General features: G+C 56.6%; 9 protein-coding genes and 3 tRNA genes. 5 read left to right on the top strand and 7 right to left on the bottom strand.

The genetic code is table 11. From position 1 onward, the window contains the following. Positions 1 to 70 precede the first annotated feature (70 nt). Positions 71 to 2479: an endopeptidase La gene (lon, locus tag AC2FI9_RS02185; RefSeq protein WP_496765168.1), complete on the top strand. Its 2409-nt coding sequence runs from the start codon at positions 71 to 73 to the stop codon at positions 2477 to 2479. A gap of 52 nt (positions 2480 to 2531) precedes the next feature. Here the strand turns inward: lon and AC2FI9_RS02180 are convergent, their stop codons facing one another. Both AC2FI9_RS02180 and AC2FI9_RS02175 read right to left on the bottom strand, forming a co-directional pair. Then, positions 2532 to 4118: an APC family permease gene (locus tag AC2FI9_RS02180; protein ID WP_496765166.1), complete on the bottom strand. Its 1587-nt coding sequence runs from the start codon at positions 4116 to 4118 to the stop codon at positions 2532 to 2534. Positions 4119 to 4245: 127 nt separating this feature from the next. Further along, positions 4246 to 4320, bottom strand: a tRNA-Val gene (locus tag AC2FI9_RS02175). Positions 4321 to 4531: 211 nt separating this feature from the next. Between AC2FI9_RS02175 and AC2FI9_RS02170 the strand changes: the two genes are divergently transcribed. The 3 genes from AC2FI9_RS02170 (at position 4532) to uvrA (ending at position 7766) form a co-directional block, all read left to right on the top strand. Further along, a tRNA-Asp gene (locus AC2FI9_RS02170) sits at positions 4532 to 4608 on the top strand. Between the two features lie 46 nt (positions 4609 to 4654). After that, positions 4655 to 4731: transfer RNA gene (locus tag AC2FI9_RS02165), tRNA-Asp, on the top strand. A 176-nt stretch (positions 4732 to 4907) separates the two neighbouring features. Beyond that, positions 4908 to 7766 carry an excinuclease ABC subunit UvrA gene (uvrA, locus tag AC2FI9_RS02160; protein ID WP_108858724.1) on the top strand — a complete coding sequence of 953 codons (2859 nt, stop codon included), beginning with the start codon at positions 4908 to 4910 and terminating at the stop codon, positions 7764 to 7766. A gap of 9 nt (positions 7767 to 7775) precedes the next feature. Here uvrA and AC2FI9_RS02155 read toward each other — a convergent pair whose 3' ends face one another. The 5 genes from AC2FI9_RS02155 to AC2FI9_RS02135 all read right to left on the bottom strand — a co-directional run bounded on the left by AC2FI9_RS02155 (position 7776) and on the right by AC2FI9_RS02135 (position 12505). Continuing rightward, the gene (locus tag AC2FI9_RS02155) at positions 7776 to 8000 is read right to left on the bottom strand and encodes an excinuclease ABC subunit A (protein WP_472723686.1); all 225 of its coding nucleotides are present in this window, start codon (positions 7998 to 8000) and stop codon (positions 7776 to 7778) included. A gap of 205 nt (positions 8001 to 8205) precedes the next feature. Continuing rightward, the gene (gene mmsB, locus AC2FI9_RS02150; RefSeq protein ID WP_496765163.1) at positions 8206 to 9078 is read right to left on the bottom strand and encodes a 3-hydroxyisobutyrate dehydrogenase; all 873 of its coding nucleotides are present in this window, start codon (positions 9076 to 9078) and stop codon (positions 8206 to 8208) included. Between the two features lie 3 nt (positions 9079 to 9081). Beyond that, a complete protein-coding gene (locus tag AC2FI9_RS02145) occupies positions 9082 to 10122 on the bottom strand; it encodes an enoyl-CoA hydratase/isomerase family protein (RefSeq protein WP_496765161.1) in 1041 nt (346 codons plus the stop codon). A gap of 7 nt (positions 10123 to 10129) precedes the next feature. Then, positions 10130 to 11272, bottom strand: coding sequence for an acyl-CoA dehydrogenase family protein (locus AC2FI9_RS02140; protein WP_496765158.1), 1143 nt, complete (start codon positions 11270 to 11272; stop codon positions 10130 to 10132). Positions 11273 to 11389: 117 nt separating this feature from the next. After that, entirely contained in the window at positions 11390 to 12505 is a 1116-nt protein-coding gene (locus tag AC2FI9_RS02135) for a carboxylate-amine ligase (RefSeq protein WP_496765153.1), read from the bottom strand. A gap of 141 nt (positions 12506 to 12646) precedes the next feature. Between AC2FI9_RS02135 and AC2FI9_RS02130 the strand changes: the two genes are divergently transcribed. Next, the gene (locus AC2FI9_RS02130) at positions 12647 to 13498 is read left to right on the top strand and encodes a class I SAM-dependent methyltransferase (RefSeq protein WP_496765150.1); all 852 of its coding nucleotides are present in this window, start codon (positions 12647 to 12649) and stop codon (positions 13496 to 13498) included. Positions 13499 to 13570 lie beyond the last annotated feature (72 nt).

Genomic DNA, 13570 nt, shown 5'->3' with positions numbered 1-13570 from the left:
AGTACAGGAGACGGACAGGCGTTGCCTCGATGAGGGACCAGAGCCGTCTTGCCAATGATAAGGATAGAGCATGCAAGAGCCCCTGAACTCATCATACCCAGTGCTGCCGCTGCGCGATATCGTGGTTTTCCCGCATATGATTGTGCCGCTGTTCGTAGGTCGGGAAAAATCCGTCCGCGCGCTGGAAGAAGTGATGCAGGACGACAAGCAGATTCTGTTGTCCAGCCAGATCGACCCGAGCGACGATGACCCAACCGAGGACGGCATCTACCGGTCCGGTGTGCTGGCCAATGTACTGCAATTGCTGAAATTGCCGGACGGCACAGTAAAGGTGCTGGTCGAGGGCCAAGCCCGTGTGATGATCACGGAATTCCTTGAAAACGAAGAGTTCTTTGAGGCCCGCGCCGAGTATCTGACCGAGATTCCGGGTGACGTGACCACGACCGAGGCACTGCAGCGCACGGTTGCGGATGAGTTCGAGCGTTACGCGAAAGTACGCAAGAACATCCCCGAAGAAGCGTTGACCGCGGTTGGGGAATCCACCGAACCGGCAAAGCTGGCTGACCTTGTGTCGGGTCATTTGGGTATCGAGGTTGAGCAAAAGCAAGACCTGCTGGAAACCCTCAGCGTGAGCGAGCGGCTTGAGAAGGTCTATGGCCTGATGCAGGGCGAAATGTCGGTTCTGCAGGTTGAGAAAAAGATCAAGACCCGCGTCAAAACCCAGATGGAGAAGACGCAGCGCGAGTACTATCTGAATGAGCAGATGAAGGCCATTCAGAAGGAACTTGGCGATGGCGAAGACGGCAGCAATGAAGTGGCCGAACTGGAAACCAAGATCGAAGAGACCAAGCTGTCGAAAGAGGCCCGGGAAAAGGCCGAAGGCGAGCTGAAAAAGCTGCGTAACATGAGCCCGATGTCGGCTGAGGCTACCGTCGTACGCAACTATCTGGACTGGATTCTGGCCTTGCCGTGGGGCACCAAATCCCGCGTCAAAAAGGATCTGGGCCGCGCGCAGGACATTCTGGATGCCGATCACTATGGCCTTGAGAAGGTCAAAGAGCGGATCGTCGAGTATCTCGCCGTACAGCAGCGTTCGAAAAAGCTGAAGGGCCCGATCATGTGCCTTGTCGGCCCCCCGGGTGTGGGTAAAACTTCGCTTGGTAAGTCGGTTGCACGTGCGACGGGGCGTGAGTTCATTCGCATCTCGCTGGGCGGTGTGCGTGACGAGTCCGAGATCCGTGGCCACCGTCGGACCTATATCGGTTCGATGCCTGGTAAGATCATCCAGGCGCTGAAAAAGGCGAAGACCACAAACCCGCTCATCCTGCTCGACGAGATCGACAAGATGGGGCAGGACTTCCGTGGTGACCCGGCTTCGGCGATGCTTGAGGTGTTGGATCCGGAACAGAACAGCACGTTCATGGACCACTATCTTGAGGTCGAATACGACCTGTCCAACGTGATGTTCCTGACCACATCCAACAGCTACAACATGCCTGGGCCTTTGCTGGACCGGATGGAGATCATTCCGCTGGCCGGCTACACCGAGGACGAAAAAAGCGAGATCGCCAAGCAGCATCTGATCAGCAAGCAGGTGAAAAACCACGGCCTGAAGGCCAAAGAGTTCGAACTGACCGATGACGCGCTGCATTCGATCATCCGCACTTACACGCGGGAAGCTGGCGTTCGGAACTTAGAACGTGAAATCGCCAAGGTGGCGCGGAAGTCGCTGACCAAGATCATCAAGAAAGAGGCTGAATCTGTAACGGTGACGCCAGACAATCTGGATGAGTTCCTGGGCGTGCCCAAGTTCCGCTATGGCCTGGCCGAACAGGACGATCAGGTTGGTGTTGTCACCGGTCTGGCGTGGACATCGGTCGGTGGTGATCTGTTGCATATCGAGGCGCTGAAACTGCCGGGCAAGGGTCGGATGAAGACCACCGGCAAGCTGGGCGATGTGATGAAGGAATCCATCGATGCGGCGTCGTCCTATGTGCGGTCAATTTCGCCGCAGATCGGGGTGAAACCGCCCAAGTTCGACTCGCTGGATATCCACGTCCATGTGCCGGATGGTGCGACTCCGAAAGACGGGCCTTCGGCTGGTCTGGCCATGGTGACCTCGATCGTATCCGTGCTGACCGGTATTCCGGTTCGCAAGGACATCGCGATGACAGGTGAGGTTTCGTTACGTGGTAATGCGATGCCGATTGGTGGTTTGAAAGAGAAACTGCTGGCGGCCCTGCGTGGTGGCATCAAAACGGTCCTGATCCCGGAAGAGAACGAAAAGGACTTGGCTGAGATCCCGGACAACGTGAAAGAAGGTCTGAAGATCATTCCGGTCGAGCACGTGTCCGAAGTTCTCAAACTGGCGCTGGTGCGTGAGCCGGAAGCGATTGAGTGGGATGAGGCCGCTGAAGAGGCTGCCGCAGCCGCCGCGAAAGCCACTGAAAGCGCGAGCCCCTCAGCTACGACGCACTAAGCGATCGGCGATAGACAAAGAAAAGGCGGGGTTTTCCCCGCCTTTTTCCTTTTCAAAAGCCTATAACGGGTTTCTTTGGGTTCAGAACCTCTTCCTCAGCGATGTAAGTCTGAAACTTTTTGGCGGACAGGGAGGATCGGACCGCTAGGCCAAAAATGACGATTGAGAACATTACGCACAGCAAAATATCCCAGCCAAAGGGGATTTGCTTAAGCGCACCTACCCCGAACTGTCCCAGGTACGAGATCAAGCCGATCCCTCCGAAATAGGGAACCAGCCACAGGGCCTCGGTCACGTCCATTTCGTCCAGCCGATTGTGGAACCGTGCGAGAAGAAGAACAAACCCGACGATTAACGCTATGCCAAGCCGCCAAACGGTGTCCCATCCGCTCCAATAGACGATGAGTGTGGCGATAGCGAAGGCCGTGATGGCCACCACTTTGACGAAGGGGATGCGAATGGAACGCGGGCGGTCCGGCATCAGGCGGCGCAGGCACACAACGGCGATTGGCCCAACGGCGAAAGACACAACGATGGCCGCACCATTCAGAGCAATAACGGTGGTGAACGGGACCGTAAGAAGGAACAGGATTCCGATCAGAAAGTTCAGAGCCAAGGCCCACAAGGGCACCCCAAATGAAGACAGTATTTGCAAACGCTTTGGCAGGAACCCGTTCTGTGACAAGGCCAGTGCAATGCGCGCGTTCGAGCCTGTCGATACCAAACCGTTGCCGAAGGGGCCAATGACCGAGCCTATGTTCAAAACGCTCAGGAACCAGACGATCCCAACCGATAGGATGACCCCGTCCAATGGCCCCTGACCGCTAAAATTCAGGCTTGCCCAGCCGTTCTTTAGCATCTCCGGGTCAAGTGCGCCGATAAACGCGATCTGCAATCCGACATAGATGGCCGCACACAGAATAATAGACAGCACCAGCGCCGCAGGAATGGCCACTTTGGGGTTTCGAACCTCACCAGCCATATCGACCACATGACGGAAACCGATGAAGGAAAAGATGACGCCTCCGGTTGAAACAGCCGCCATGATGCCCTGCAAGCCGTACGGCGCAAAACCACCCGGTTGGGTGAAGTTCCCGGTGTCAAATCGACTTGCGATCAGCAGAACCGACAGAACGATAGGAATGGCAATTTTGGCCCATGTCAGTGTCGCGTTGACTTGCGTGAAGAATTTTACCCCCAACGCATTAATGACAACGAACAACAACATGAAAAACAACGCCACGGCGATACCCGCGCCGGTCAAATCGCCCGTATCGGCTGTGTGCAGCCAGGGAGCGTAAGGCCCGAGGTATTTCAGCATCGCCTCGACCTCAATCGGGGCGGTGGTGTTGTAGCCAATCCAGGCGGTCCACCCCATTGCCATCGAAACGATGTTCCCGTGCGAAAACTGGGGGACGCGGGCGATCCCTCCGGGAATGGGCAGCATGGCCGAAATCTCGGCGAAGGTTATCGCAAGAACGAACATGGCCACCGCGCCAATGATCCACGAAAGGATAGCGGCAGGACCTGCGTGTTGAACTGCGAGGAGGGGGCCGAACAACCAGCCGGAACCGATAATTCCACCGACCGAAATGAAGGTCAGGCCGACAAGGCCAATATCCCGTTTCAATTTGGCCATGCGAAACCCCATGCCTCAGCGCCGGTTGATCACACGGCAGATGTAGGAACGATACGCAGCTGAAATACAAGCTGGCAAGCATCGTAATTTCAAGGCCTTAGAGGGCGTTGATTCTGAGGAAGTGGAATGGTGGGTGATAAGAGATTTGAACTCCTGACATCTTCGATGTGAACGAAGCGCTCTACCACTGAGCTAATCACCCATAGGCGCTGCTGTTACAGCGACTCGGATTGGTTGGCAAGATGGCCGGTATTGAATTCGATGCAGCTCATGAAAAGCTGGTTTTGCGGCCTCGGTGGCGGATGGCTCATTCGGAAAAAATCAGGTTCTTCGAAAAAACTTCAAAACGCCGCTTGACGATGTCGGGGCGTAGCCATAATACACCCAAACGTTCAGCGATGAACAGACAGCGGGCGGTTGTAGCTCAGATGGTTAGAGTACCGGCCTGTCACGCCGGGGGTCGCGGGTTCGAGCCCCGTCAACCGCGCCACTGCTGTCAGCCTGGATCCGGGTTAAGGGATCACGAAAAAAGATGCGCGGTTGTAGCTCAGTTGGTTAGAGTACCGGCCTGTCACGCCGGGGGTCGCGGGTTCGAGCCCCGTCAACCGCGCCATTTTCCCAAAAGTCAGCGTTGAAATCGTAACTTGTTGCACGCTTCGGCGTGTCAGTTGCGATGCTGCTTTGTTGGATAGGCGAATAAATGACAGTTCTTGCTTTGTTCTGATTTTTCTGTTGGAGTTCCAGCGTCGTTCACCTATTTCTAAGACACTTGTGTGTTGGGGGCCAAAAATGGCTGAGCTGAAGAATATCGAAGTGCGTGGAGCGCGCGAACATAACCTCAAGGGTATAGACGTGGACATCCCACGTGATCAGCTTGTGGTGATCACCGGGCTGTCGGGGTCTGGTAAGTCGTCTTTGGCTTTTGACACGATCTATGCCGAGGGCCAGCGGCGCTACGTGGAAAGCCTGTCAGCCTATGCGCGCCAGTTTCTGGACATGATGGAAAAGCCGGATGTGGATCACATCAGCGGCCTGTCGCCTGCCATTTCGATTGAACAGAAAACCACGTCCAAAAACCCGCGTTCTACGGTAGGAACGGTCACCGAGATCTATGACTATATGCGCCTGTTGTTCGCTCGCTCCGGTACGCCGTACAGCCCGGCAACGGGGCAGCCGATTGAGGCCCAACAGGTTCAGGACATGGTCGACCGCATCATGACGATGGAGGAGGGGACGCGCGGATACTTGCTCGCCCCCATCGTGCGCGACCGCAAAGGCGAATACAAAAAGGAATTCCTCGAACTGCGCAAGCAGGGCTTCCAACGCGTGAAGGTCGACGGAGAATTCTACGAACTGGATGAACCGCCCACGCTGGACAAGAAATATCGCCATGACATTGATGTCGTCGTCGACCGGTTGGTCGTGCGCGAAGGGATGGAGACCCGGCTGGCCGACAGTTTGCGTACCGCGTTGGACTTGGCCGACGGTATCGCCGTTCTGGAAACCGCGCCGCGTGAGGGCGATCCGGAACGGATCACCTTCAGCGAGAATTTTGCTTGCCCGGTCAGCGGCTTCACCATTCCTGAAATCGAACCCCGTTTGTTTTCGTTCAATGCTCCGTTCGGGGCGTGCCCGGATTGTGATGGTCTGGGTGTCGAGCTGTTCTTTGACGAACGCCTTGTGGTGCCGGACCAGACCCTGAAACTATACGATGGGGCGTTGGCGCCCTGGCGCAAGGGAAAGTCGCCGTACTTTCTGCAGACCATCGAAGCGATTGCCCGACACTATGAGTTCGACAAGAACACGCCTTGGAAGGACCTGCCACCAAAGGTGCAGCAAGTGTTTCTACGCGGTTCCGGCGACGAAGAAATCCAATTCCGCTATGATGAAGGCGGGCGGGTCTATCAGGTCACCCGCAGCTTTGAGGGCGTGATCCCGAATATGCAGCGCCGCTATCGCGAGACTGACAGCGCCTGGATTCGGGAAGAGTTTGAGCGGTATCAGAACAACCGCCCCTGTGGCGCCTGTGAAGGCTATCGCCTACGGCCCGAGGCGCTGGCGGTTAAGATCGCAGGCGCGCATGTTGGGCAGGTTGTGCAGATGTCGATCCGCGAGGCCCTGGCCTGGATCGAAGATGCACCGAACCATCTTAGTGTCCAGAAGAACGAAATCGCGCGTGCCATTCTCAAGGAGATCCGTGAGCGGCTGGGGTTTCTGAATAACGTTGGTTTGGAATACCTTACACTGTCCCGTTCAAGTGGAACTTTGTCCGGTGGCGAAAGCCAGCGTATTCGTCTTGCGAGCCAGATCGGATCCGGTTTGACAGGGGTTTTGTACGTCCTCGACGAACCTTCTATCGGTCTTCATCAACGGGACAACGATCGCTTGCTTGGGACGCTCAAGAACCTGCGTGATCAGGGTAACACCGTGATCGTCGTCGAGCATGACGAGGAAGCAATCCGCGAGGCGGATTATGTTTTTGACATCGGGCCGGGGGCTGGCGTGCATGGTGGTCAGGTTGTCAGCAAGGGCACACCTGATCAAATCGCGGCTGATGCGGCCTCGATGACCGGGCAATACTTGTCGGGAACCCGCGAGATCTCGGTCCCGGCCGAGCGACGCAAAGGGAACAAAAAGAAGGTTACGGTCGTCAAAGCGACCGGGAACAACCTCAAAAACGTTACAGCGGAGTTTCCGCTGGGCAAGTTTGTCTGTGTCACGGGTGTCTCCGGCGGCGGAAAATCGACGCTTACGATTGAGACGCTGTTTAAAACTGCCTCCATGCGTCTGAACGGCGCGCGGCAAACGCCGGCGCCCTGTGAGACAATCAAAGGGTTGGAGCATCTGGACAAGGTCATCGACATTGACCAGCGCCCCATCGGGCGAACTCCGCGTTCGAATCCAGCGACTTACACCGGGGCCTTCACGCCGATCCGCGATTGGTTTGCCGGTCTGCCCGAGGCAAAGGCGCGCGGCTACAAACCGGGGCGTTTCAGCTTTAACGTCAAGGGCGGACGGTGCGAGGCATGTCAGGGTGACGGCGTCATCAAGATTGAGATGCACTTCCTGCCAGATGTTTATGTCACCTGCGAAACCTGCAAGGGCGCGCGGTACAACCGTGAAACGCTGGAGATCAAGTTCAAAGGCAAGTCCATCGCCGATGTACTGGATATGACCGTCGAAGACGCGCAGGAATTCTTTAAGGCTGTACCCTCAATCCGCGATAAAATGGATGCACTGGCGCGTGTCGGGCTTGGCTATATCAAGGTCGGGCAGCAGGCGACAACGCTTTCGGGTGGTGAGGCGCAGCGCGTGAAGCTTTCAAAGGAATTGTCCAAACGATCGACCGGTCGCACGTTGTACATTCTGGATGAACCGACAACGGGTCTTCACTTCGAAGATGTTCGTAAGTTGTTGGAAGTGCTGCATGAACTGGTCGATCAGGGCAATACGGTCGTTGTGATCGAACACAATCTGGATGTCGTCAAAACCGCCGACCACATCATTGATATTGGCCCGGAAGGCGGCGATGGCGGTGGTGAGATCGTGGCAACCGGGACACCCGAGAATGTGGCCGAGGTTGATCGCAGCCATACCGGCAGGTATCTCAAGCCGATGTTGGACGGTGCGCGCGTTGCTGCGGAATAGTGCCGTTCTTTAGTAAAGAATATCAGCCACTGCGCCGATCAGGTTCAGCACCTTTTGCGTTTCGGGGTCGACACGATAAACGTAATCGCCGGCGCGAATGTAGGATCCGCCGCGATTCAGACCATAACGGTAGGGATCGTTGATCCAGCGGTAGTCGCGCGTGATATAGTCGCCCTTTTTGTACAGGTTTTTTACCTGACCCGGCGGAACACAGGGTACTGCTTTTTTTGCCAAGCCTGGCGGGCAATGACCCGCCTTACTCTTTCCGTTCCCAGCCATTGCTGTAGCCGGACTCAATGAAAGCGCGACAATGGTCAAAGTAACAGACAGAATTCGCGACATCATGTTTCCTTTCGCGTTAAAGCGCGGTTAGGAAACAGATGGCCGCTGTTTGTCCGCCGGTCAACCCGATGGGCAGGAAGTTGCCACCCTGCGGCAGCTAGCCCCTGGTACGGTTTTCAAAACGTGGCAGCATGGCGGAAAAATCCTTGCCCAGTCCGTCTTCGGATTCGACGAATTTCTCATAAAGCGCTGTTGCAACCTGTCCCATGGGCGTGTCTGCGTCCGAGCTTTCAGCAGCTTGCTGGCTGAGCCGCAGGTCTTTTAGCATCAGCTCGGCCGCAAATCCGGGTTGATAGTCGTTATCCGCCGGGCTGGCAGGTCCAACGCCGGGGGCGGGGCAGTAGGCGTTCATCGTCCAGCTATAGCCCGAGGACGTGCTGACCACGTCAAACATCTTCTGCCGGTCCAGCCCAAGCTTGTCGGCCAGCGCAAAGGCCTCGCAGGTGGCGATCATGGTTACGCCCAGGATCATGTTGTTGCAAATCTTGGCCGCTTGACCAGCACCGGATTCGCCGCAATGCACAGCTTTCTGACCCATGATGTCGAACAGCGGCGATGCCTTTTCAAACGCCGCGTCGCTACCGCCTGCCATGAAGGTTAGCGTACCCGCCGCCGCACCGCCGATGCCACCTGACACAGGGGCGTCTACTGCGAGAACGTCCGCTTCCTTGGCCTGCTCAGCGACGGCACGGGCGCTGTCGACATCGACCGTTGAACAGTCGATCCAGACCGCTCCGGGCACCATGGCGGGAATGATCTCTTTTGCCACCGCCCGCAGGATCTGTCCGTTCGGCAGCATGGTCACGACGATGTCGGCACCAGTCGCGGCCTCAGGACCGGAGCTGGCGATAGTGACACCCGGGACAGAGACATCCGCCATGTCAAAGCCGCTGACATCATGCCCTGCTTTGGCAAGGTTGGCCGCCATCGGATTGCCCATGTTGCCCAGACCGATAAACCCGATTTTCATTCCTTAATCCTCCTCAAAAGTCAGCGTGTCCGCGCCCAAAGGTTGTAGCATCTTTGAAACAGCGACAGCCGGTACGTCTTGGTTCTGATGGCGCCAGCTCGGGTTGCGATCCTTGTCGATGATCTGCGCCCGGATACCCTCCAGAAAGTCCCCGTGTTCCATCGCGCGATAGGTAAATCGGTACTCCAGTTCCAACGCCTTGCGTATGGTCAGGTTTGGAGTGCGGAGACGGTGCAGCATTTCGACCGTGCACGCCATGGAGAGTGGCGAATTGCGCCCGATCAACTTCAGTGCGTCAGCGGCGGCTTCATTGTTCGAGTTGCGCAGGCTGTTCTGTATATCTGCAAGAGTTTCGCCACCGAAATCTGACTCAATCGCATCTTGCATTGCGCCCAACGAGCCTTGGGGCGGCGTTTCGGAATGGCTTTCAAGAATGCTGGCGTCGCCGGATGCTTCAAGCATGTCGATCAGATCCGGCCATTGCTGGATCGGAATGTAATGATCTGCGAAACCGGCCAGAATGGCATCTGCTGGACCCATACGATGACCGGTAGTGCCGAGATATTCACCTAACCGTCCGGGTGCGAGTGCCAGCATCAGTGTGCTGCCGACATCCGGAACCAAACCAATCGAGCATTCAGGCAGGGCGATTTGCGACGTTTCACCCACGATGCGATGGCTACCATGGCAACCGATGCCGACGCCACCACCCATCGTGAACCCCTGAAGAAAGCTGACTACTGGCTTTGGGTATTCGAAGATCAGAGCATTCAAGCGGTACTCATCGCGCCAGAACTTTCGGCCGTATTCAAAATCGCCCTTGGTGCCGGTCTCATAAAGCTCGGCAATGTCACCGCCCGCGCAAAAGGCCTTGTCGCCCTCGGCATCCAGAATAACCAGTTCGACCGCGTCGTCCTCGCGCCAGTTGCGCAGCGCGGTGTCGATCGCCAGGCACATGTCATAGCTGAGTGCATTCAGGGCCTTGGTTCGGGTCAGGGTGATACGACCGGCACGGCCTGCGGTGCGAATATAGATGTCTGACATAAAGTCCTCAGCGCTGAGAGAGCATCTGGCGGGCAACGATGACCCGCATGATCTCGTTCGTGCCTTCCAAAATTTGATGCACGCGCAGATCGCGCACAAGTTTTTCGATGCCATAGTCGGCCAGATAACCATAGCCGCCGTGCAATTGCAGGCACTGATCCACCACTTTCGATCCCGTCTCGGTCACGAATTTCTTGGCCATAGCGCAGAACTTTGTTGAATCGGGCGCGCCCTGATCCAACTTCCACGCCGCCTGACGCAGGAATGTCCGGGCGGCCTGCAGCTCGATCTCCATATCTGCCAGACGGAACTGAAGGGCCTGAAACTGGTCGATGGACTGCCCGAAAGCCTTCCGCTCGGACATGTATTGCAGTGTCATGTTCAACCCGGTTTGTGCGGCACCTAGAGAACAGGACGCGATGTTCAGACGTCCGCCATCCAGTCCCTTCATCGCGTATTTAAAACCGTCACCCTCGACACCGACAAGGTTGTCGGAGGGGATCTTGCAATCGTCGAACTGTACCTGAGCAGTAGGCTGGCTTTTCCACCCCATCTTCTGTTCCAGCGCGCCAAAGCTCAGGCCTGGGGTGCCATCCTCGACATAGACCGTCGAAATGCCCTTGGGCCCATCCTGGCCGGTGCGCACCATGCAGACATAGGCATCCGAATACCCGCCCCCCGAGATGAAAGCCTTGGTGCCGTTCAAAGTATAGCCTTCGTTCGTTCGTTCCGCGCGGGTTTTCAAAGCGGCCGCGTCCGAACCTGAGCCGGGCTCGGTCAGGCAATAGCTGAGCACGGTGTTCAAGCTAAGAACATCGGGCATGATGCGGCATTTCAGCTCGTCACTGGCGAAGCTGTCCAGCATCTTGGCGCACATGTTGTGGATCGACAGAAAGGCCGCGACAGAGGGGCAGGCCATCGACAAAGCTTCGAACACAAGCGTGGCGTCCAGACGAGACAGGCCAGAACCGCCGCTGTCTTCCGAGACATAAAGGCCGCCGAAACCCAGCTCACCAATGCGCGGCCAAAGGTCTTTGGGGATGGTGCCTTCGGCTTCCCACTGGCGGGCAAATGGGGCGATGTTTTCCTGCCCGAAATCATGGGCCATGTCGAAGATTGCGTTCTGCTCTTCGGTTGTTGCGAAATCCATGGATTGCCTCCCACGCTGCCCGTTGAATTGAACGAGTGTTTATTTCCCAATCCTTACAGAAATTTTGCACGGCCATCAATCACGGGCACATTCTTGTGCGGGAGAACGTGCCAACGTTCAGAGGTCTTGATGGAATTCGTCAATCAAGTGTTGAACCACAGCCTTGCCGGGGTCATCACCTTTTGCCGCTGCCTCGGCATGTACCCGGCGCTGGCGGGTGGCCGAGGTGCCGTTCTGGGCAATCTGCTGCAGCTTTGCCAACTCAGTCATGGTGCCCAGAGCTTCGGCGTCTTCGGCCAGTAGACCCATCAATTCGCCCATAAGTTCCGGCATGGGTTTGATTGAGCGATCTCCGAAGTCAATCATCCCTTCGCCAACGCCATAGCGCTGCGCACGCCAGCGGTTTTCGCCAATGAGAAAGCGATCGTATTGTCGCCACCTGAGATTTCGGTCTTTCAAGCGACATAGCATGCGCGTTAACGCCTGCACCATTGCGGCCAGTGAAAGTGCATGCTCCATGCGGGGCTGCACGTCCATGATCCGGGTCTCCAGCGTTGGATATTGGTGCGACGGTCGCAAATCCCACCAGATTTTCGTGGTATCTTCGATCACGCCCAGTTCGACCAGGACGCCCGTAGTACGTTCATATTCGGACCAGCCGGAAAAGATCGGCGGGAGTCCTGTCCGTGGCAAGTTGTCGAACACCGTTAACCTGTACGAAGACAGTCCTGTGTCCTCACCGTTCCAATAGGGCGATGACGTCGACAAGGCCAAGAGATGCGGCAGAAAGTAGGACAGCTGCGGAATCAGGTCGGCGCGCAAGGCTGAATCGGCCACCCCGATATGGACATGCATTCCACAGATAAGCATACGCCGCGCCACTCCGCCCAACGCGTGTTGGAGCGCGTCATATCGGTCTTTGCGCGTGTGTTGCTGCTTTTTCCAGTCGGCAAAGGGGTGGCAGGAAACAGCGATTGGGGCAAGGTTGTGCTCGGCGGCGCGTTTCGAAACACAGGACCGCAAGCGTTTCAGATCCTCGCGTGCAGAGCTGATGTTCACATGCGGTCGCGTACCGACCTCGATCTGGCATTGCAGGAATTCGGGGCTGACCTGTCCTTCAAAATCGGCCTGGCAGGCTTCCATTAACGCGGCAGGCGCTTCGGCGAGTTCCAGACTGTCTCGAGCAACCAGCAGATACTCTTCTTCGATGCCCAGCGTAAATTCCTGCTGCATTCCGGCCCTCGCAACTGTGTTCTGACCAGTGAATACGGAAATTGTCTTTTTGCCAAGTGTTTGCCAGCTGGGTTCTTGCGAAGCCCCCATACGCACAGGTAAGGAGGCGTTCAGATTATCACCAAACCCGGAGCCACCCCCGTGAAACCAAGGAAATTCCCCCGGCTGAACGCCGTGCTTGACCGGTTGGGTGTAAAACTGATCGACAAAGTGACCGAACGGGATGAGCGTGCGCGTCTTGAGGCGTTCGAACGGGCAGGGGGTTTGACCCGGCCTGCCTATGCCCTGTCACCGGGGATGGAGGGGTTCGACATTGCCCAGCTGGTGTCGGAATACCAAGAACATTCCGCTTCGCTGGAAGCTCTGAAAGACCCTGCGCGCAACAAGACCGGATATCGTATTAACAACGCCTACTACGACAGCCCGGATGCGGACGCGCTGTATCTGATGATCCGCCGGTTCAAACCCAAGCGGGTGATCGAGGTGGGTTGCGGAAACTCGACCCGTGTAACGCGGCAGGCGATTATCGACGGCGGATTGGAGACCAAGGTCACCGCAATCGATCCGTATCCCCGGGCAGACATCGCGCATGTGGTGGATCAGTTCGAACAAAAACGTTTGGAGGAGATCGACCCGACGCTCTTTGAACAGCTCGAAGCTGGCGACGTGTTGTTCATCGATTCCAGCCACGTTGTCCGCATGAGCAATGACGTCGCGCACCTGTTCTGCCGCATCATTCCGGCGCTCAAACCCGGTGTGGTCATTCATGTGCACGATGTTTTTCTGCCCTACGAATATCCCAAACGGTTCTTCTATGATTGCCCGGGCTGGGGTGAGCAGTACATGCTGCATGCACTCCTGCAATCTGGTGCATATTCAATGCTTTGGCCCGGCTACTACCTACAGCAGGATTGCCCCGATGCGGTAGAATCCTTGCCATTTTTGAAGGACGGTCGTGCTCAAAGTTTATGGGTGCAGGTCAAAGAAAATTGATCAGTTAGTGATCCGGCGCGACTAAGCGCCCGTACCCCTTTCCATAACCAAGCTGGAGAGGAGATGACAGCC

This window comes from Ruegeria sp. CDSA246, assembly GCF_059611225.1.
Note: the sequence above shows the minus strand (reverse complement) of the source record. Positions and strands in the feature narration are given on the sequence as shown.